Annotated in this window: 20 protein-coding genes, 1 tRNA gene, 1 pseudogene and 1 riboswitch; of the genes and pseudogenes, 9 read left to right on the plus strand and 13 right to left on the minus strand. The window is 60.5% G+C overall.

The genetic code is table 11. The features are described 5' to 3' along the window. Positions 1-27 precede the first annotated feature (27 nt). The gene (locus tag ACR9ZQ_RS15510) at positions 28-996 is read left to right on the plus strand and encodes an SDR family NAD(P)-dependent oxidoreductase (protein WP_481428235.1); all 969 of its coding nucleotides are present in this window, start codon (positions 28-30) and stop codon (positions 994-996) included. A gap of 52 nt (positions 997-1,048) precedes the next feature. Here the strand turns inward: ACR9ZQ_RS15510 and ACR9ZQ_RS15515 are convergent. The 5 genes from ACR9ZQ_RS15515 to gcvT all read right to left on the minus strand — a co-directional run bounded on the left by ACR9ZQ_RS15515 (position 1,049) and on the right by gcvT (position 6,184). Further along, positions 1,049-1,124 (minus strand) — tRNA-Thr (locus ACR9ZQ_RS15515). Between the two features lie 297 nt (positions 1,125-1,421). Further along, complete coding sequence (locus tag ACR9ZQ_RS15520) at positions 1,422-1,667, minus strand: DUF982 domain-containing protein (RefSeq protein ID WP_442205922.1); 246 nt, start codon at positions 1,665-1,667, stop codon at positions 1,422-1,424. 129 nt (positions 1,668-1,796) lie between these two features. Continuing rightward, on the minus strand, positions 1,797-4,661 hold the full coding sequence (gene gcvP / locus ACR9ZQ_RS15525; protein ID WP_481428236.1) for an aminomethyl-transferring glycine dehydrogenase: 2,865 nt from the start codon (positions 4,659-4,661) through the stop codon (positions 1,797-1,799). Next, entirely contained in the window at positions 4,661-5,023 is a 363-nt protein-coding gene (gene gcvH / locus ACR9ZQ_RS15530; protein WP_113325599.1) for a glycine cleavage system protein GcvH, read from the minus strand. The genes gcvP and gcvH overlap by 1 nt, the downstream gene beginning before the upstream one ends. 24 nt (positions 5,024-5,047) lie before the next feature. Next, positions 5,048-6,184: a glycine cleavage system aminomethyltransferase GcvT gene (gene gcvT, locus ACR9ZQ_RS15535; protein WP_481428237.1), complete on the minus strand. Its 1,137-nt coding sequence runs from the start codon at positions 6,182-6,184 to the stop codon at positions 5,048-5,050. 155 nt (positions 6,185-6,339) lie between these two features. Beyond that, positions 6,340-6,431, minus strand: a riboswitch (glycine riboswitch). 259 nt (positions 6,432-6,690) lie between these two features. Between gcvT and ACR9ZQ_RS15540 the strand changes: the two are divergent. Then, positions 6,691-7,167 (plus strand): annotated as a pseudogene (locus ACR9ZQ_RS15540) (copper chaperone PCu(A)C); the annotation flags it as partial. Positions 7,168-7,231: 64 nt separating this feature from the next. Here the strand turns inward: ACR9ZQ_RS15540 and ACR9ZQ_RS15545 are convergent. Next, the gene (locus tag ACR9ZQ_RS15545; protein WP_310388172.1) at positions 7,232-7,495 is read right to left on the minus strand and encodes a hypothetical protein; all 264 of its coding nucleotides are present in this window, start codon (positions 7,493-7,495) and stop codon (positions 7,232-7,234) included. A gap of 121 nt (positions 7,496-7,616) precedes the next feature. Between ACR9ZQ_RS15545 and crcB the strand changes: the two genes are divergently transcribed. The 7 genes from crcB (at position 7,617) to ACR9ZQ_RS15580 (ending at position 13,244) form a co-directional block, all read left to right on the plus strand. Continuing rightward, positions 7,617-7,994: a fluoride efflux transporter CrcB gene (crcB, locus tag ACR9ZQ_RS15550; protein ID WP_113325595.1), complete on the plus strand. Its 378-nt coding sequence runs from the start codon at positions 7,617-7,619 to the stop codon at positions 7,992-7,994. A gap of 96 nt (positions 7,995-8,090) precedes the next feature. Beyond that, the gene (locus ACR9ZQ_RS15555) at positions 8,091-9,083 is read left to right on the plus strand and encodes an RluA family pseudouridine synthase (protein WP_481428238.1); all 993 of its coding nucleotides are present in this window, start codon (positions 8,091-8,093) and stop codon (positions 9,081-9,083) included. Beyond that, positions 9,080-9,733 (plus strand): HAD-IA family hydrolase, encoded by a 654-nt coding sequence (locus ACR9ZQ_RS15560; protein WP_442205854.1) that lies wholly within the window; start codon positions 9,080-9,082, stop codon positions 9,731-9,733. The genes ACR9ZQ_RS15555 and ACR9ZQ_RS15560 overlap by 4 nt, the downstream gene beginning before the upstream one ends. 9 nt (positions 9,734-9,742) lie before the next feature. Beyond that, a complete protein-coding gene (locus ACR9ZQ_RS15565) occupies positions 9,743-10,528 on the plus strand; it encodes an ATP12 family chaperone protein (RefSeq protein WP_310388166.1) in 786 nt (261 codons plus the stop codon). Between the two features lie 68 nt (positions 10,529-10,596). Then, positions 10,597-11,049 carry a calponin homology domain-containing protein gene (locus tag ACR9ZQ_RS15570; RefSeq protein WP_310388165.1) on the plus strand — a complete coding sequence of 151 codons (453 nt, stop codon included), beginning with the start codon at positions 10,597-10,599 and terminating at the stop codon, positions 11,047-11,049. 138 nt (positions 11,050-11,187) lie between these two features. Beyond that, positions 11,188-12,720: an acyl-CoA carboxylase subunit beta gene (locus ACR9ZQ_RS15575; protein ID WP_481428239.1), complete on the plus strand. Its 1,533-nt coding sequence runs from the start codon at positions 11,188-11,190 to the stop codon at positions 12,718-12,720. Positions 12,721-12,848: 128 nt separating this feature from the next. Then, positions 12,849-13,244 carry a DoxX family protein gene (locus tag ACR9ZQ_RS15580; RefSeq protein ID WP_310388163.1) on the plus strand — a complete coding sequence of 132 codons (396 nt, stop codon included), beginning with the start codon at positions 12,849-12,851 and terminating at the stop codon, positions 13,242-13,244. Between the two features lie 165 nt (positions 13,245-13,409). On the opposite strand, the gene sugE is transcribed toward ACR9ZQ_RS15580, so the two are convergent. The 7 genes from sugE to ACR9ZQ_RS15615 form a co-directional block, all read right to left on the minus strand. Further along, positions 13,410-13,724, minus strand: a complete 315-nt coding sequence (gene sugE, locus ACR9ZQ_RS15585) for a quaternary ammonium compound efflux SMR transporter SugE (protein WP_113325762.1) — start codon at positions 13,722-13,724, stop codon at positions 13,410-13,412. A gap of 168 nt (positions 13,725-13,892) precedes the next feature. Further along, positions 13,893-14,336, minus strand: a complete 444-nt coding sequence (locus ACR9ZQ_RS15590; RefSeq protein WP_007826122.1) for a YaiI/YqxD family protein — start codon at positions 14,334-14,336, stop codon at positions 13,893-13,895. A gap of 10 nt (positions 14,337-14,346) precedes the next feature. Next, positions 14,347-14,820 (minus strand): GNAT family N-acetyltransferase, encoded by a 474-nt coding sequence (locus tag ACR9ZQ_RS15595; protein ID WP_310388161.1) that lies wholly within the window; start codon positions 14,818-14,820, stop codon positions 14,347-14,349. Further along, positions 14,820-15,947: an S-(hydroxymethyl)glutathione dehydrogenase/class III alcohol dehydrogenase gene (locus tag ACR9ZQ_RS15600; protein ID WP_007826120.1), complete on the minus strand. Its 1,128-nt coding sequence runs from the start codon at positions 15,945-15,947 to the stop codon at positions 14,820-14,822. The genes ACR9ZQ_RS15595 and ACR9ZQ_RS15600 overlap by 1 nt, the downstream gene beginning before the upstream one ends. A 135-nt stretch (positions 15,948-16,082) precedes the next feature. Then, positions 16,083-18,092, minus strand: coding sequence for an acetyl-CoA carboxylase biotin carboxylase subunit (locus ACR9ZQ_RS15605; protein ID WP_113323419.1), 2,010 nt, complete (start codon positions 18,090-18,092; stop codon positions 16,083-16,085). Between the two features lie 100 nt (positions 18,093-18,192). Then, positions 18,193-18,897 (minus strand): hypothetical protein, encoded by a 705-nt coding sequence (locus tag ACR9ZQ_RS15610; protein ID WP_113323420.1) that lies wholly within the window; start codon positions 18,895-18,897, stop codon positions 18,193-18,195. 64 nt (positions 18,898-18,961) lie between these two features. Continuing rightward, entirely contained in the window at positions 18,962-19,921 is a 960-nt protein-coding gene (locus ACR9ZQ_RS15615; RefSeq protein WP_481428240.1) for a DMT family transporter, read from the minus strand. Positions 19,922-19,935 lie beyond the last annotated feature (14 nt).

Consider the following 19,935-nt stretch of genomic DNA (forward strand, 5'->3'; position numbering starts at 1 on the left):
GGTGCGTCCATGATCAAGGAGATAATCATGAGTGGACTTTTTGGCGCGACATCGACCACCGAAGAAGTGCTCGCCGGCGTCGATCTCAAGGGCAAGCGCGTGCTGGTGACGGGTGTTTCGGCCGGCCTCGGCGTGGAAACCGCGCGCGTACTGGCGGCCCACGGAGCGCAGGTGGTGGGCACGGCACGTGACCTTGCAAAGGCGAAGGCGGCAACGGAAGTCGTGCGCGCCGGTGCTACCAATGGCGGCAGCCTTGATATCGTCGAGCTCGATCTTGCCTCTCTGACAAGCGTGCGCGCATGCGCCGATGCGCTCATTGCGGATGGCCGCCCCTTCGATGTCGTCATTGCCAATGCCGGAGTGATGGCCGCTCCCTTCGGACGCACCGCCGATGGTTTCGAAACGCAGTTCGGCACCAACCATCTCGGTCATTTCGTGCTGGTCAACCGCATCGCGTCACTCGTCAAATCGGGCGGCCGCGTGGTGATCGTCGCATCCTCGGGCCATCGCATGGCACCTTTCAGCCTCGACGATCTGAATTTCGAGAGCAAGACCTATGAGCCCTGGGCGGCCTATGCCCAGTCGAAGACCGCAAATATCCTGTTCGCGGTGGAACTCGACCGGCGCCTGAGGGAGCGCGGCATCCGCGCAACGGCACTGCATCCCGGCGGCATCAACACCGAGCTCGGGCGCGACCTCGACCCTGGCATGATCGAAGGCATGTTAGCGCAGATCAACGCAGCACTCGCCGCAGAGGGCAAGCCGCCCTTCCAGTGGAAGACGATTCCCCAAGGTGCGGCTACCTCCGTCTGGGCAGGTTTCGTCGCCCCGGCAGATGCGGTCGGCGGCAGATATTGCGAGAATTGCCACGTCTCCGAAGTGACGGATGCCGAGATCAGCCCGATTTCCGAGGGGGTGCGTTCCTACGCGCTAAATCCCGAGACGGCCAAGGCATTGTGGGCCAAGAGCGAAGAGCTGGTTGGCGAGCGCTTCTAAGCCGCAAATCGTCCCGCTTCGACGCAGATAGAAAGCAGGGGGACTGGGAAACTGGTGCCCCTGCCGAGGAATTGAACCTGGATCGGCTGCAAACCAGACAGCTGCTCTTACGTTGAGCTACGAGGGGCGTAGTGTCTTTGTGCCAGAAATTACGTTCGCAGGCGAACGGAGTTTCGATCGACGGTTAGAGAGTAAGGTTAACCCGGCGCGTAAGGCGATACAGGAGAAGGGTGCCCGGTACAGGGGCAGGCGACCCTTCTCCCTGCTGGTTTTACAGCGTCCAGCAACGATAGTTACGCAGAGAACCGAAAATGGTTCACTAGTGCGGATGAAAGTCCCGAAAAAGTCTGGCGGCTGTCCTTCATCGTCAGGAATGCATAGCTGCGCATCATCCGTCCCCGCAGCTCCTTGCCAATCGCCGCCGTTCAGGCCTTGATATCGAGGCCCGCTTCGACTGCGGCGGCGATGAATGCTTTGCGTGCATCCTCGCCAGTGCGCTTGCCCTTGATGACGTCGGCGCAGATCAGCAGCGCCTGGTCGAGTGCGGCGCCATCTTCCGTCGGCCAGTCCTCGATCATCGCCCAGGAGGCAGCCTGGGTATTATCGATGGTCACGTATTGGTCGGGCTCTTCGAGGGCGAGGAGTACAGGCTTCGACCATGGCGCCTGCATTCTGGCTTCGCTTTGATCCTGGGGCATTTGTTGTGGCCTTTCTTCGCGCATTCTCTATCAGAATTAGGAAAGCCCCTCCCATGATGGAAGGGGCTTGGATTGCTCAACGCTGGGCGTCTGGCCTGACTGCTATTCAGCTGCCTCTGCGTAGGCCTCAACCGGCGGGCAGGTGCAGATCAGGTTGCGGTCGCCATAGACGTTGTCGACGCGGTTGACCGGCGACCAGTACTTGTCCACGCGGAAGGCACCGGGCGGGAAGCAGGCCTGTTCGCGCGAATAGGGGCGATCCCATTCGCCGACAAGGTCTTCGACCGTATGCGGAGCGTTCTTCAACGGGTTGTTCAGCTTGTCCGAACGTCCCTCTTCGATGTCGCGGGCTTCCTGACGGATCGCCAGCATCGCTTCGCAGAAGCGGTCGAGTTCGGCCTTGGTCTCGGATTCCGTCGGCTCGATCATCAGCGTGCCGGCAACCGGCCAGCTCATGGTCGGTGCATGGAAGCCGCAGTCGATCAGGCGCTTGGCGACGTCATCGACGGTCACGCCGCAGCTGTCGACCAGCGGGCGGGTGTCGATGATGCATTCATGCGCCACACGGCCCGCAGCCGACTTGTAGAGCACGTCGTAAGCGCCCTTCAGACGAGCCGCGATATAGTTGGCGTTGAGGATCGCAACCTTCGTCGCCTGCGTCAGGCCTTCGCCGCCCATCATCAGGCAGTAGCTCCAGGAGATCGGCAGGATGGAGGCCGAGCCGAAAGCTGCTGCGGAGACCGCACCCGAACGGCCGTCCGTTTCCGGATGGCCGGGCAGATGAGGCGCCAGATGCGACTTGACGCCGATTGGGCCCATGCCCGGACCGCCGCCGCCATGTGGGATGCAGAACGTCTTGTGCAGGTTGAGGTGCGAGACGTCGGAGCCGATGTCACCAGGGCGAGACAGACCGACCATGGCGTTCATGTTAGCGCCGTCGAGATAGACCTGACCGCCGTGCTGATGCACGAGGTCGCAGATTTCCTTGACGGTTTCCTCGAACACGCCATGCGTCGACGGATAGGTGATCATGCAGCAGGAGAGATTATCCGCATACTGCTCCGCCTTGGCGCGGAAATCGTCGAGGTCGATATCGCCGTTTTCACGGACCTTGACGACCACGACCTTCATGCCGACCATCTGGGCCGAAGCCGGGTTGGTGCCATGCGCCGAGGTCGGGATCAGGCAGACGTCGCGGTGACCTTGGCCGTTCGCAATGTGGTAATTGCGAATAGTCAGAAGACCCGCATATTCGCCCTGCGCGCCGGAATTCGGCTGCATGGAGAAGGCGTCGTAGCCGGTGACGGCGCAGAGCTTTTCCGTCAGGTCATCGATCATTTCGCGATAGCCGAGCGCCTGGTCGGCCGGCACGAAAGGATGGATGTCGGAAAATTCCGGCCAGGTGATCGGCAGCATTTCGGCCGTGGCGTTCAGCTTCATCGTGCAGGAACCGAGCGGGATCATCGAGCGGTCGAGCGCCAGATCGCGGTCCGAGAGCCGGCGGATGTAGCGGGTCATTTCGCTTTCGGCGCGGTTCATGTGGAAGATCGGGTGTGTCAGGTATTCGCTGGTGCGCAGCAAATCCTTCGGCAGGCGATAGGACGGCTCGAAATCGGCAATCTGGAAATTGCCGCCGAAGGCGCGCCAGACGGCTTCCAGCGTTGCCGGGCGGGTGCGTTCGTCGAGCGACATGCCGATCTTCGTCTGGCCGACCTTGCGAAGGTTGACGCCTTCGGCGACGGCTGCGCGCAGGATGAGGCCCTGCATGTGGCCGACATCGACGGTGATCGTGTCGAAGAAGGTATCCGGCTCGACCTTGTAGCCGAGCTTTTCCAGGCCCTTGGCCATCAGCACGGCCTTTTGGTGGACCTGCTGGGCAATCGCCTTGATACCCTTGGGACCATGGAAGACGGCATACATGGAGGCCATGACGGCGAGCAGGACCTGCGCGGTGCAGATGTTCGACGTCGCCTTTTCGCGGCGGATATGCTGTTCGCGTGTCTGCAGCGACAGGCGATAGGCGCGGTTGCCACGGGCATCGACGGACACGCCGACGAGACGGCCGGGCATGGAGCGCTTGATGGCATCCTTGACCGACATATAGGCCGCATGCGGGCCACCGTAACCGACGGGAACGCCGAAGCGTTGCGAGGAACCGATCGCGATATCGGCACCCATTTCGCCCGGCGACTTCAGAAGCGTCAGCGACAGGATATCAGCGGCAACGACGGCGATGGCGCCCGTCTGGTGCAGGCGGGAGATCAGGCCGGTGAAATCGCGCACATGGCCGTGCGTGCCCGGATACTGGAAGATCGCGCCGAAGACATCGACCGGGTCGAGATCGGTGAAGGGGTTGCCGACGATAACAGACCAGCCGAGCGGTTCGGCACGGGTCTTGATCAGTTCGATCGTCTGTGGATGGCAGTCGGCATCGACGAAGAAGGACTTGGCCTTGGACTTGGAGACGCGCTCGGCCATGGCCATGCCTTCGGCAGCAGCCGTTGCTTCATCCAGCAGCGAGGCATTGGCGACGTCGAGGCCGGTCAGGTCGCAGATCATCGTCTGGTAGTTCAGGAGCGCTTCGAGGCGCCCTTGCGAGATTTCCGGCTGGTAAGGCGTATAGGCGGTGTACCAGGCCGGGTTTTCCAGGATGTTGCGCTGGATGACCGGCGGCGTGATCGTGCCGTAATAGCCCTGACCAATCAGCGAGGTCAGAACCTTGTTCTTGTTGGCGGTTTCGCGCAGCTTGTCGAGCGCTTCACGCTCCGTCATCGGCGCGCCCCAGACGAGCGGCACCTTCTGGCGGATCGATGGCGGCACGGTGGCGTCGATCAGCGCATCGAGGCTCTTGTAGCCGATGGTGCCGAGCATATCCGACATTTCAGACGGCGAGGGGCCGATATGACGACGGTTGGCGAAGTCATAGGGCTGATAGTCGGTGAACTGGAATTCGGTAGGCGTCGTCATTACGCAGTCAGCTCCTTATAGGCCGCTTCATCGAGCAGGCCATCGGCATCGGCAAGGTTCGTGAGCTTGAGCTTGAAGAACCAGCCAGCACCCTGCGGATCGGAATTGACGAGCGACGGGTCGGCAACGATGGCCGGATTAACCTCGACGATCTCGCCATCGAGCGGGCAGTAGACATCCGAAGCCGCCTTGACGGATTCGACTGTCGCAGCATTGCCATCCTTGGAGAAGGTAGCGCCGACTTCAGGCAATTCCACGAAAACGAGGTCGCCGAGCTGCTCGACAGCGTAGGTGGTGATGCCGACGGTCGCGACATCGCCTTCGAGCTTCAGCCATTCATGTTCAGCAGTAAATTTCAGCATGGAAAAATCCTCTCGCAATAGGAGTCAGCGTTTGTAGGTCGGCGTGATGAAGGGAAGGGCGGAAACGGTGACAGGCAGATACTTGCCACGCACTTCGGCATAGACTTGCGTGCCGGCTGCGGCATGGGAGACCGGAACATAGCCCATGGCGACAGGGCCTTCGACGGAGGGGCCGAAACCACCCGAGGTGACTTCGCCGATCTCGGTCTTGCCCGCGGCATCGGCATAGAGCTTGGCATGGCTACGCACCGGCGCCTTGCCCTCAGGCTTCAGGCCGACGCGCTTGCGGGCCACCCCCTTCTCCAGCTCGCCGAGAATGCGATCTGCACCCGGGAAACCGCCGGCGCGCGCACCGCCGGTGCGGCGGGCCTTCTGCATGCCCCATTCGATGGCCGCCTCGACCGGCGAGGTGGTCGTGTCGATGTCGTTGCCATAGAGGCAGAGGCCGGCTTCGAGGCGCAGCGAGTCGCGGGCGCCAAGGCCGATCGGCTCGACATCTGGATGCTCGAGCAACCGGTTGGTGACATCCACGGCCTTGTCGGCGGGAATGGAGATTTCAAAGCCGTCCTCGCCGGAATAGCCCGAACGCGAGACGAGACAGGAAACGTCGTGCAGGCGGCAGTGGCGCACGTCCATGAACTTCATGGCGGCGACATCTGCCCAGAGTTCAGCCAGCGCTTCAACGGCGCGCGGGCCCTGCAGTGCGATCAGGGCGCGGTCGAGGACGGTGATCTCGCAGGTGTCGGAAAGATGCTTCTGCAGGTGCGCGATGTCTTGCTCCTTGCAGGCAGCGTTGACGACGACGAAGAGGTGGTCGTCGAGATGGGCGATCATCAGGTCGTCGAGGATACCGCCATTCTCATCCGTGAAAAAACCGTAGCGCTGGCGTCCTTCGGCAAGACCGAGAATATCGACGGGCACGAGGCTTTCGAGCGCAAGCGCTGCATCCTCATACTTGCCGGACTTCGCCTTGATGATGACCTGGCCCATATGGGAGACATCGAAAAGACCGGCGGCGGTACGGGTCTGCAGGTGTTCCTTCATGACACCGGCCGGATATTGCACCGGCATGTCATAGCCTGCGAAAGGCACCATGCGGGCACCGAGCGACAGGTGCAACGCGTGTAGCGGGGTTTTCTTGAGGGCAGCAGTATCGTCCAAACGACGCCTCCGGGGTTTGCGCCGGAAATTCCGGGCGCGGGCTCAAAACTGAAGACGCGGTTACGCCTTGTCTCCTTGAGCCCCCTCTGTCCCTGTGCCTGAGATTGTTATCCCTTCGGCGGACGTTTCGAGAACGCCTCTCTCCAGAGTTCCGTCTGCCCCTTGTGGTCCTTTTGCCTGAGAGTTTCCGGGGCGGTTGCTCCTTCGGCACCGGCATTGCGTGCCGGATTCTCCCAACAAGGTTGCGGCAATTATCCGGGGGTGGCAGGGCTTGGCAAGCAAAATGTCGCGCCTGCACAAATTTTTGTCGCGGCTTTAAAAAGCCGGTTGCGGTCCGCGGCAAATGGGCTTTTGCATTCGCAGGCGAAATTGGCTATCGGCAGCCGAGAGCCTTTCCTGGTCAGATTGAAACATTCTGATCAGGAAAGGCTCTGAGAGCGAGGAGATATTCGATGAGGATTGTCAGGACATCAGCTTTTGCGGTGTTGCTTTGCGCTAGCGGCTTTGCCGGATCCGCTGTCGGCCAGGACCATCAGCACATGCAGGGCATGGACATGGGCAACATGGGCTCCATGAGCATGGCCGCTGACGGCGACGTGGTGAAAGTCGGCGATCTCGAAGTCTCCGGCGGTTTTGCCAAGGCGATGCTGCCCGGCCAACCCGTCGGCGGCGGCTTCTTCACAGTGAAGAACAATGGCTCGACCGATGACCGTCTGGTGTCGGTCACTTCGGCCAATGCCGGCGCGGTGCAGCTTCACGAGATGGCCATGAAGGACAATGTCATGAAGATGCGCGAACTGAAGGATGGCATTGCGGTTCCCGCAGGCCAGACAGTGGAGCTTTCGCCCGGCAACCTGCATCTGATGTTCCAGAAGGTGAAGACGCCCTTCAAACAGGGCGACAAAGTACCGGTCACACTGACTTTCGAAAAGGCCGGCAAGGTCGATCTGGTGCTGAACGTGTTGTCGGCGCAGGGCAAATAAGCGCTGAAAAACAAAAGCCCGCGACTAAAGTCGCGGGCCTTGCTCCTCCCAGCAATGTTTAATCTCAGACATCCTCATAGGACTGCAAGGCCTGCTGCAAGCCGGCCTGTGGCTGCCGATAACCCTTGGTCATGAGATCAAGCGCAACTTCGGTATTCTGGATGATATTGGTCGATTCTTCCGGATCTTCGGCGCTTTGATTGAGCTGGCGTTCCGCAATCTTTCGGGCCTCCCGCGCGGCCGTGCCCGTCGCCACGCGCTGAGGAATGCGCAGGGATTCGAAGGCGAGGGCAGCTGTACTTGCCGATATGGAAACAAGCTGTGTCATGCGCCTGTCATACCGGTACGATCTTCGCGTCCGGCTTAAGAAAATCATTCGCATTTTACCGGATGGTAAGAATTCCGCAGATGCGATTGGAATCAGCATGGAATCGCAATAAACCGGAGGCATGTTCCAGGCTCTGCTCGTCGCGGTCGGCGGCGCAATCGGTTCGCTTCTGAGATATTATGTCGGCCTGGGTTCGTTGCGGCTCATGGGGCCTGGCTTTCCCTGGGGCACGCTTATCGTCAATGTCGTCGGCTGCTTCATCATCGGTGTCTTTGCCGAGATGATCATGCGCCGTTTCAATGCATCGGTGGAGCTGCGACTGCTGCTGATCACTGGCTTCCTCGGCGGCTTCACCACCTTCTCCGCCTTCTCTCTGGATGCGATCACATTGTTCGAGCGCGGAGATGTATTTGCCGGCGGCATCTATATCGCAGCAAGCGTCGGGCTTTCGATGGTTGCCGTCATGGCTGGCCTCGGCCTGATGCGCGTGTTGCTCTGATTTCGATTCCGATTTCCGTTTTGTGAAAAATGCTCTAAAGGCAGCGGCAAGAGAGGCGCCGGCTCCGACCGCGCCCATATTTTCCGAAAGAATTCCATGGCAGGTATAGAACACATCAAGGTGGAGCCCGATGAAGCGGGCATGCGGCTCGACCGCTGGTTCAAGATCCACTATCCGGGGCTCGGCTTCGGCCCGCTGCAGAAGCTGCTGCGCTCCGGCCAGGTGCGTGTCGATGGCGGCCGCGTCAAATCGGATGCGCGTGTGCAGCCCGGCCAGATGGTGCGCATACCGCCACTCGATGTCGATGCCAAGGCGAAGTCCGGGCCGATCGCCGCCAAGGACCTCAAGCATTCGAGTGATTTCGAGCTTCTCTCCCGCATGGTGCTGCATGAAGACGAAAAAGTCATCGTGCTCAACAAGCCGCCCGGACTTGCGGTGCAGGGCGGCTCCGGCGTCGCCAGGCATATCGACCAGATGCTGGAAGCCTGGACCAGCCCGAAGGGCGAGAAGCCACGCCTCGTTCACCGCCTTGATCGCGATACATCAGGCGTACTCGTCATTGCCCGCACGCGTGGCGCCGCCCAGAAGCTGACGGCTGCCTTCCGCGAGCGCGACACCAAGAAGACCTATTGGGCGCTGGTCAAGGGCGTGCCGCGCAAGCACGAGGACAAGATCTCGACCTGGCTCGTCAAGGAACCAACGGCCGATGGCGACCGCATGCGCATCGCCAAGCACGGCGAGGATGGCGCCGACCACGCGGTTTCCTTCTACCGCGTGCTGGAGACGGCGGCACAGAACCTCGCATGGCTGGAGATGGAGCCCTATACCGGCCGCACCCACCAGCTGCGCGTCCATGCACTGCATATCGGCCACCCGATCATCGGCGATCCGAAATATTACGACGAGGATCCCAACTGGGATTTCCCCGGCGGCATCCAGAAGAAGCTGCATCTGCACGCGCGTCACATCGACATTCCGCACCCCTCGGGCGGGCGTCTGCGCATCAGCGCGCCACTGCCACCGCATATGGTGCAGACCTGGAACCTTCTCGGTCTCGACCTCGCAGGCGCTGAAAGGGACAGCGAATGAAGCTCGCGCTTTTTGATTGCGATGGCACGCTGGTCGACAGCGCCGGGCTAATCCACGAAACGATGCGCCGCACCTTCGATAAGTTCGGCAAGCCAGAGCCTCGGTTTGAAGACACCAAGGCCATTATCGGTCTGACGCTCGATATCGCCATTGCCCGCATGCAGGGCAAGCCGCATGTCGAGCAGGAGGATATCGACATGACGGCGCATTACAAATCGCTGTTTTCGGTCGTGCGGCAGGATCTCGATTACCGGGAGCCGCTCTTTCCCGGCATTCGTGAGATGATCGACGCAATCAGTGGGCGCGAGGATCTGCTGATCGGCGCGGTGACCGGCAAGTCCCGGCGCGGGCTGAACCTCGTCATGGAGACGCACGGCTTCGACAAGCATTTCACCGTCGCGCGCACCGCCGACGATTGCCCCTCCAAACCGCATCCGGCCATGGTGACGGAGTGCTGCGACGAAACCGGAATGAATGCCGCTGATGCCATTGTCATCGGTGACGCGATTTACGATATGCAGATGGCAAAGGCTGCCGGTGCCAAGGCGATCGGCGTTGCCTGGGGCTATGCCAGCGTGGATGAGCTGATCGCCAACGGCGCCGATGCGATTGCCTATCATCCGAACGAGATATTGCGCCATTTTTCCTGAGGTGAGCCCATGCGCGACCTGCTGAACGACCTTTCCGAAGGCCTGAGCCATCCCGATCCGATCCGCCGCGCGCAGATCCAGATGAAGAAGCCACTACCGAAGCGCTTCTATCAGGCGGTTGCCGTGGCGCCCCACGAGGATGGTTTTGCGATCGAACTCGATGGCAAGATGGTGCGCACGCCCGCCCGTCAGATCCTGGCCGTGCCAAGCGAGACGCTGGCAAAGCTCGTTGCCGCCGAATGGGATGCGCAGGCCGAGGTGATCGATCCGTCGCTGATGCCGGTGACGCGCCTCGTCAACACGGCAATCGATGGTGTCGCGACCGACACGCAGGCGGTCTTCGAGGATATCCTGCGCTTTTCATCGAGCGACCTGCTCTGCTACCGCGCCGATGGCCCGGAAAAGCTTGTCGAGCGGCAGACGGAGCGCTGGGATCCGGTGCTCGACTGGGCAGCCGCCGATCTCGGCGCGCGCTTCATCCTCGTCGAGGGCGTGATGCATCATGAGCAGCCACGCGAGGCAATCGCCGCCTTCGGCTCGGCACTGCGCCGGCACGACAGCGCACTGAAGCTGGCAGCGCTCCACACGGTGACGACGATCACCGGTTCGGCGCTGCTGGCGCTTGCCATTGCCGAAGGCGAGATCACGCCTGACGAAGCCTGGTCGCTCGGCCATCTCGATGAGGACTGGACCATCGAACACTGGGGAAGCGACGAAGAAGCCGAGCAGCGCCGGGCCAAGCGTTTTGAGGATTTTAAAGCCGCAACGGATGTTTTTTTCGCGCTAAGGGCCTGAATCATATTGCGTTGATGGGCTTTATGACCAAATCTGCGACTCCAGACGGGGATGTGCGGGAATTTGGAATGAATTGGCCGAGGTCGAGATTTTGCCTGATAGCGCTTGTTTGCGTGGCGCTAACGGCCTGCGCCAGCCTCATGCCGAAGAAGCAGGAAAAGCCTGTCTATGACGTGCGCAGCGCCGTCGTGCTCTCGAGCACGACTATGTCGGCGGAACTGCTTTCCGGCATCAGCGACCGTGTCAATGCCGCGATTCGCGCGACGGTCCATACCAGCGAATTGCCGCGCGTGGTGCTGACAATCCGCATCGTTTCCATCGCAAAGGGCCTCGGGTTCCAGAAGGACCGCAATGTCGCGAAGGTGAGCATCGATGCCGCCTCCGTGGAAGACGGATCTGTGATCGCCGTGACCTCCTTCGAAGTCACAAGCTTGACTGCCGATCCTGATCTGGCCGACGACATTCTGGCAGAAGATATCGCGGCGCGCGTGCGCTCCGCCTTCGCACTCAGCGGACGCTAGATCATTTCGTTTTTCTTCGAAACCCGGAAATGATCTATCTCTTTGTTTTAACGCAATTCCGGACGCAAAACCGCTGCACACTTTTGCTGGAATTGCTCTAGCTGTAAAATCGGCCGTCAACGGCGGCGAGGGGAGATCATGAAGGATATTCTGGAAGAGCTCGAACGACGCCGTGGTATCGCTCGTCTCGGCGGCGGACAGGCGCGCATCGACGCGCAGCACCAGCGCGGCAAACTGACGGCACGCGAACGCATCGATCTCTTTCTCGACGAGGATTCCTTTGAAGAGTTCGACATGTTCGTGGAGCACCGCTCCACCGATTTCGGCATGGACAAGAGCCGCATTGCCGGCGACGGCGTGGTGACCGGCTGGGGCACGGTCAACGACCGTACCGTCTTCGTCTTCGCCAAGGATTTCACCGTCTTCGGCGGCTCACTCTCGGAAGCCCATGCCGAGAAGATCATCAAGGTGCAGGATATGGCGCTGAAGAACCGCGCGCCGATCATTGGCATCTATGATGCGGGTGGCGCGCGCATTCAGGAAGGTGTCGCGGCCCTTGGCGGTTATGCCGAGGTCTTCCAGCGAAATGTGCTGGCCTCGGGCGTCATTCCGCAGATCTCCGTCATCATGGGGCCGTGCGCCGGCGGCGACGTCTATTCGCCTGCCATGACGGATTTCATCTTCATGGTGCGCGATACGTCCTACATGTTCGTGACCGGTCCGGATGTGGTGAAGACCGTCACCAACGAGACTGTTACGGCCGAAGAACTCGGCGGCGCGAGTGTGCATACGACGCGCTCTTCGATTGCTGACGGCGCCTATGACAATGATGTCGATACGCTCAGCCAAGTGCGCCGGCTTATCGATTTCCTGCCGCAGTCGAACACGTCGCCGGTGCCTGAGATCGAATGTTACCAGTCGGTGACCGATGCCGACAATTCGCTGGATACGTTGATCCCGGCCAATGCCAACAAGCCCTACGACATCAAGGAACTGATCCAGAAGGTGGCGGACGAGGGGGATTTCTTCGAGATCCAGGCGAGCTTCGCCAAGAACATCGTCTGCGGCTTCGGGCGCATCGAAGGCTCGACTGTCGGCTTTGTCGCCAATCAGCCGATGGTGCTTGCCGGCGTGCTCGACAGCGACGCCTCGCGCAAGGCGGCGCGCTTCGTGCGCTTCTGCGACTGCTTCAACATTCCGATCGTCACCTTCGTCGATGTGCCGGGCTTTCTGCCGGGCACGGCGCAGGAATATGGCGGGCTCATCAAGCATGGCGCCAAGCTGCTTTTCGCTTATGCAGAGGCAACAGTGCCGAAGCTGACTGTCATTACCCGCAAGGCCTTCGGTGGCGCCTATGACGTGATGGCGTCGAAACATCTGCGGGGCGATCTCAACTATGCCTGGCCGACGGCGCAGATCGCCGTCATGGGCGCGAAGGGCGCCGTCGAAATCATCTTCCGCAAGGATATCGCCGATCCCGAAAAGATCGCGGCGCATACGAAAATGTATGAAGATCGCTTCCTGTCGCCTTTCGTGGCGGCCGAGCGGGGCTATGTCGACGAGGTGATTATGCCGCATTCGACACGGCGCCGGCTGGCTCGCGGCCTGAAGATGCTGCGGAACAAGGATCTCAGCAATCCCTGGAAGAAGCACGACAACATCCCGTTGTGAACGAATAAAGGAGGTTCTTCAGGTGTTTATCCACTGTCGAAGTTGTGAACGCCTGTCAGCAAACTGTGTCTTCAATCCGTGTTAGAGACACGGTAACGCTCGGCAGCACACCTTTAAGGAGAGTCTTTATGTCAACTTTCGAGCGTCTATCCGCCTACCGCCCCTATGGTCTGGCCGCTCTCAGAATCATGACCGCGCTTCTGTTCATCGAGCACGGGACGATGAAGCTTTTCGGCTTCCCGGCAGCGCAGGGCGACGGCCCGCTGTCCACTTTGTTCCTGATCGCGGCACTGCTGGAAACCTTTGGCGGTATCCTCATTCTCATCGGCTTCGCAACACGGCCGGTGGCCTTCCTGCTGGCGGGTGAAATGGCGATCGCCTATTTCATGGCCCATATGCCGCACAGCTTTTTCCCGGCTCTCAACCAGGGCGACGGCGCGATCCTGTTCTGCTTCATCTTCCTCTACCTGTTCTTCGCCGGTGCCGGTGCATGGTCCATCGATAACAGAAACGCATCAGCCTAAAGCGCGTCGCGATCTTTCAGATCGGCTTGCTGCGCTTTAGGTCTTTGTTTTTACGCGTGTCGTTGTCGCAAAACCGCTGCGCACTTTTGCGCGACATGCTTTAACAGAAGAGGCTGCGGGTGCTTCAACGCCCGCAGCCCCTTCTTCATTTCAGATATTTCCTTTTCAGGCGGTCATTTTGAGGCCGGCGATGCCGGCGACGATCAGCGCGATGCAGATCAGACGAGAGGCGCTTGCCGCGTCCCCCAGAAGCCAGATGCCGAGCAGCACAGTGCCGACCGTGCCGATACCGGTCCAGATCGCATACGCGGTGCCAATGGGCAGGCTTTTGACGGCAAGACCGAGCAGGATGATACTCACCACCATGGAAATGACCGTGAGGATCGTCGGCATCGGACGGGTGAAGCCATCTGTATATTTCAGACCGATTGCCCAACCGCATTCAAAAAGGCCAGCGAGAAAAAGTAGGAACCAAGCCATCATACTCTCCTTGTCAAGAGCGAGGCCGTCCCCGCGACTTTGCGCCCGGACTGATCCAAGCGCCGCAGTCGTCTGCGTCACATCCCATATGTGCGAGGGAACGGCCGAGTTCAAGCTAGGAATTGGCATAGCTGCCATGCCACCCGATTTCAGCGCGCAAGGCGATGATCATGCATTCTTTGCCCGGCGGCAGAGACGGTCGAAGGTTTCCAGGAAACGCGAACGGTCCTTCGGGCTGAAGGAAGCGTTGTAGCCCTTGCTCTCGCCGGTTTCACGCAGATGCGCGCCGAGATCGCGCATGGCACTTGCCATGCCGATATTGGTTTCATCAAAGACGCGACCGGTCGGGCCTGTGACAAAGGAGCCCTTGGCAACGCAACGGACCGCAAGCGGCACATCGGCGGTGACCACCACATCTGTCGGGCCGGTATTGTCGGCAATCCAGTTGTCGGCAGCGTCGAAGGCGTTGGAGACGATGACGTTGCGCACCATCGGATCGCGCGATGGGCGGAGGCCCGAATTGGCGACGAAGGTCACTTCCATGCCGAGGCGTTCGGCCACTTTCAGGATTTCGGGTTTAACGGGGCAGGCATCCGCATCGACATAGATCATGGCGATATCCTCACGCCGGCTGGGTGGCCGGCTCGCGGACCATGTCGAGATGGGGAATTCCGTCTTCCAGATATTCCTCCGAGGTTTTCACGAAGCCGAAGGATTCGTAGAAGCGGCGCAGATGCGCCTGCGCCGAAAGCGCGATGGGATTTTCCGGATAAAGCCGCTCGCAGGCAGCGATCGATTCGGTCATCAGCGCATCGCCAAGCCGCTTGCCGCGATGGCCGGGCGAGACGACGACGCGGCCGATCTTCACGAGATCCTGCGCACCGTGTGGCTTCAGTAGCCGCGTCGAGCCGAGCAGTTCGCCGTCATCCAGCAGTCGCAGATGCAGGGCGTCGATATCCTTGCCGTCCAGTTCCGGATAGGGGCAGCTCTGCTCGACGACGAAGACGTCGACGCGCATCCTCAAGAGATCGTAGAGCTCCCGCGCGGAAAGCTCATCGAGACCCTTGAGATCGACCTTGTAGGCAATAGCGGCCATCAATAGACCACGACGCCGCGGATGCTTTCACCCTTATGCATGAGATCGAAGCCCTTGTTGATGTCTTCGAGCGGCATTGTGTGGGTGATCATCGGGTCGATCTGGATCTTGCCTTCCATGTACCAGTCGACGATCTTCGGGACGTCCGTGCGGCCGCGGGCACCGCCGAAGGCCGTACCCATCCAGTTGCGGCCGGTGACGAGTTGGAAGGGGCGCGTTGAAATCTCCTGGCCGGCGCCTGCGACGCCGATGATGATGGACTTGCCCCAGCCGCGGTGGCTCGCTTCCAGCGCTTGGCGCATGACCTTGGTGTTGCCGGTGCAATCGAACGTGTAATCGGCGCCGCCGATCAGGTCGCCGTGGCGCTTCGTCATGTTGACGAGATAGGGCACGATGTCGTCACCGACTTCCTTCGGGTTGACGAAATGCGTCATGCCGAACTTCTCGCCCCATGCCTTGCGGTCCGGGTTGATATCGACACCGATGATCATATCGGCACCGGCAAGACGCAGACCCTGCAGAACGTTGAGGCCGATACCGCCGAGACCGAAGACGATGGCCGTCGCGCCCATCTCGACCTTGGCCGTGTTGATGACGGCACCGATGCCGGTCGTCACACCGCAGCCGATGTAGCAGATTTTGTCGAAGGGCGCGTCCGGATTGACCTTGGCAACGGCGATCTCCGGCAGAACCGTGAAGTTGGAGAAGGTCGAGCAGCCCATATAGTGGTGGATCTTGTCCTTGCCGATCGAGAAGCGGGAGGTGCCATCAGGCATCACGCCCTGGCCCTGGGTCGCGCGGATCGAGGTGCAGAGATTGGTCTTGCGCGAGGTGCAGGAATAGCACTCGCGGCATTCCGGCGTGTAGAGCGGAATCACGTGGTCGCCCTTTTTCACGGAGGTGACACCCGGGCCGACATCGACGACGATGCCGGCACCTTCGTGGCCGAGAATCGCCGGAAACAGACCTTCGGGATCGGCGCCCGACAGTGTGAAATCGTCGGTGTGGCAGATGCCCGTCGCCTTGACCTCGACCAGCACTTCGCCGGCCTTCGGACCTTCCAGCTGAACGGTCATTACCTCAAGCGGTTTTCCTGCCTGAACGGCAACGGCGGCGCGAACATCCATCTTCGATCTCCTCGTGATTTGCGTGTCGGACTCTTGCACGCCCGGCAAGGACGGCTCAAGCGGAAAAAGATCGAGAGAGCCGTGGATCCATCCGGATGCCGGCCGCTCCTCCTCTTTGAATTTATGCATCAGGCTTTAGGCGAATTCCATGATGACGGCATCGACCGCGAGGCTCTCGCCGGGAGCGGCCTTGATCTTGCCGACAACGAGGTCGCGCTCGGCACGCAGCACGTTTTCCATCTTCATGGCTTCCACCACGGCAAGCGTTTCGCCCGCCTTGATCTCCTGGCCTTCGGAAACGGCAATGGAAACGACGAGGCCGGGCATGGGGCAAAGCAGCAGCTTGGACGTATCCGGCGGCAGCTTGACGGGCATCAGACGGTCAAGCTCGGCATGGCGGGGCGTAAAGACACGCGCCTTGACCGACAGGCCCTGCCAGTCGATGCGCAGGCCGTTGAGAATCGGGCGGATCTGCGCCGTCACCTGCCGGCTGGCGACCCTGCCGTGCCAGACCGGATTGCCCGGTCTCCAATCGGTGACAACGGTTTCGGTGTGGCCGCCGACTTCCATTTCCATTTCGAAAGGGATGGTGACGAGGCCATCGACCAGTCTTATCGGCACATAATTGCCGCCGAGCTTGACGACCCATTCTTCGCGCAGCGGGCCGCTCGGGTGGCGCAGGCGATCGGCGAAGCCTTCGCGCCTGATGGCGTCGACCAGGGTCGCCGACAGCGCGATGGCGGCAAGGGCTGCCTCCTCCGAAGCATCCGGCGCGATCGGCGCAAAGCCCTCAGGATATTCCTCTGATATGAAGCCGGTGGAAAGACGCCCTTCGCGCCAGCGCGGATGTTTCATCAGCGCCGAGAGGAAGGGAACGTTGTGCTCGATGCCATCGACCACGAAGGCGTCGAGTGCCTGTCCCATCGCTTCCACCGCCTGCAGACGGCTCGGCGCCCATGTGCAGAGCTTGGCAATCATCGGGTCGTAATACATGGAGATTTCAGCGCCTTCGAAGACGCCGGTATCGTTGCGGATGATCACATCGCCGTTGCGGCCTTCGGCCGGCGGGCGGTAGCGCGTCAGGCGGCCGATCGAGGGCAGGAAGTTGCGGTAGGGATCTTCCGCGTAGAGGCGGCTTTCGACCGCCCAGCCCTTCAGCTTGATATCCTTCTGGGCGAAGGGCAGCTTTTCGCCGGCGGCTACGCGGATCATCTGCTCGACGAGATCGATGCCGGTCACCAGTTCCGTCACCGGGTGCTCGACCTGCAGGCGAGTGTTCATTTCGAGGAAATAGAAATTGCGGTCGCGATCAACGATGAATTCCACCGTGCCGGCGCTCTGGTAGTCGACGGCCTTTGCCAGCGCCACCGACTGTGCGCCCATGGCTGCTCGCGTTTTTTCATCAAGGAAAGGCGAGGGCGCTTCTTCGGCGACTTTCTGGTTCCGGCGCTGGATGGAGCATTCGCGCTCGCCGAGATAGACGACATTGCCGTGGGCATCCGCCAGAACCTGGATTTCGATATGGCGCGGATCGACGACGTATTTCTCGATGAAGACGCGGTCGTCGCCAAAGGAGCTTTTGGCTTCGGAGCGGGCGCGGTCGAAACCGTCGCGCACTTCCGCTTCGTTCCAGGCAATGCGCATGCCCTTGCCGCCGCCGCCTGCCGACGCCTTGATCATCACGGGATAACCGATCTCGGCCGCGATCTTTTCGGCGTGAGGTGCATCCTCGATGACGCCGAGATAGCCCGGCACGGTCGAGACCTTGGCGGCATTGGCGAATTTCTTCGATTCGATCTTGTCGCCCATCGCCATGATGGCCTTAGGCTTCGGGCCGATGAAGATGATGCCTTGTTTTTCCAGCGCCTCGCAGAAGGAGGCGCGTTCCGACAGGAAGCCGTAGCCGGGATGCACGGCTTCAGCACCCGTCTCCTTGCAGGCGGCGATGATCTTGTCTGCGACGAGATAGCTTTCGGCTGCCGGGGCAGGGCCGATATGGACGGCCTCATCGGCCATTTCGACATGCAGGGCATCCCGATCCGCATCCGAATAGACCGCAACGGTGGCAATGCCCATACGGCGCGCGGTTTTGATCACGCGGCAGGCAATCTCGCCGCGATTCGCGATCAGGATTTTCTTGAACATCGAGTCTCCACCCAGGAAATGCGTTCCGGAGTTTTACGCATAAAAAGCCGGAACGCACAATTGGGCTGAAGAATCAGAGGCAGTCTGAAGATTTGGGAGATCAGGCAACTGCGGCAGCGGCGACAGGCTCTTCGTCGATGATGCGCAGCCAGCGGCTGCGTCTCGGCTGGGCATAATCCCTGAGTTCGACCGAAGCCATGATCTCGCCCCAGCGCTGATGATTGGCGCCTGATAGCGTTGTCGTCTCGATGCGCTGCAGGACGCCATATTCGATCGACGAAACGCCGATGACGCCGCCTTCGCTGACGCTTCGCAAAACGCGCATGACGTAATCCACGTCCTGCCGTGTGATGCTCCTGCGGTCGGTGGCACGGGTCAGCTTGTAACCGCCGATATCCTCGCCGAGCGCCAGGCGGAGCTGGTCCAGCGCCAGGGCGCGCAGCTCGTCGGGCACGTGAGCGCTGAGTTCCATGACGTGCAGGATGAGCTCAAGCTCGAGCGCGGAATTCACGACGCCGTCGGTCGTGAACATGCGCATGATCCATGCGACGTTGATCTCGTCCAGCGAGCCCTGCGGATAGGTATAATCGACGATGAAGCCTGCCAGCTGTTCAACGAAGAACGTGTTCCATTCGGCGCATTTTTCGGGGCAGGAATTATTGAGCGCCAACATCACCACGACATGATCTGATGTCCGGATTCCCTCCGGAAAGGTGTGTTTGCGCAGCAGCACTATGTCTTCGGCCGTCAGCCGATGCTTCCCAGCGATGACACACGCCGGAAAAGCGAGACGGAACTCACTCATGTTTTATCTCCAGACTTCATCATGAAGTCGGAAATGGTTTTAGCGATCTCGAATTGAAGATCCCTCAAGAAGCAGGGTTAACCTTCGATGTCGCATTTCGTGCGGATTTTAGTGATCGCGCCTGGAGACGCTCGCGCCAGATGATAAAAAGCCCCGATGCAACGATGATGGCGATGCCTATCCATTTGGAAACATTCGGAAAATCGCCGAAGAGGGCGTAGCCGAGCACGGTCGCCGAAATGATCTCGAAATACTGGAACGGAGCGAGCAGCGAGAGCGGCGCCAGCCGGAAAGCCTTAACAACCAGCATGTGCGCGTAGCCCGAGATCGTGCCGAGAATAAGCAGCAGCACGAGGCCGAGCCAAGAGGCGGGCAGGGAGGGCGTGAAGTCGGCATTGCCGATGCTGTTTCCGACGAAAAGTGCCGTGGCCATGAAGATCGTGCCGCCGATGCCGGACATGGTCTGCATCGTCAGCGGCGAATCCGCCTCGCCGATGGCGCGGTTGAGGAAGAGATAGAGCGAGAAGAGAAAGGCGCAGAAGACCGGCAGCAATGCCTTCAGGCCGAAGATCTCATAGCTCGGCTGGATGACGATCATGGCGCCGCCGAAACCGACGACAATTGCCATCCAGCGCCGCCAGCCGACCTTATCTCCCAGGAAGAGCGCGGAAAGCGCCGTCAGCATGAAAGGCTCGACGAAATAGATGGCGAAGACATCTGCGAGCGGCATGTATTTGACCGCGACGAAGAAGAGCAGGCTCGCCGCACCATGCAGCGCGCCACGCAGCAGGTTCATCCACGGGCGTTTGGCCGACAGGGCCCGCATGCCGAACATGGCAAACAGGATCGGCAGGGTGCAGATGAGTTGGAAGAAGAAGCGGTAGAAAGTTACCTGTCCAGGAGACATGCCCTCGAAGGTCGCCATATATTTGGCGATCGCATCCATCGTCGGCAGGATGGCCATGGCACCGGCCATGATGGCCATGCCCTGGAGCGGATTCTGTGCGGAGGGAGATTCGGACATGATGGCTGCTTCTT

The sequence above is a fragment of the Rhizobium sp. KNZ14-9A genome (assembly GCF_056755015.1).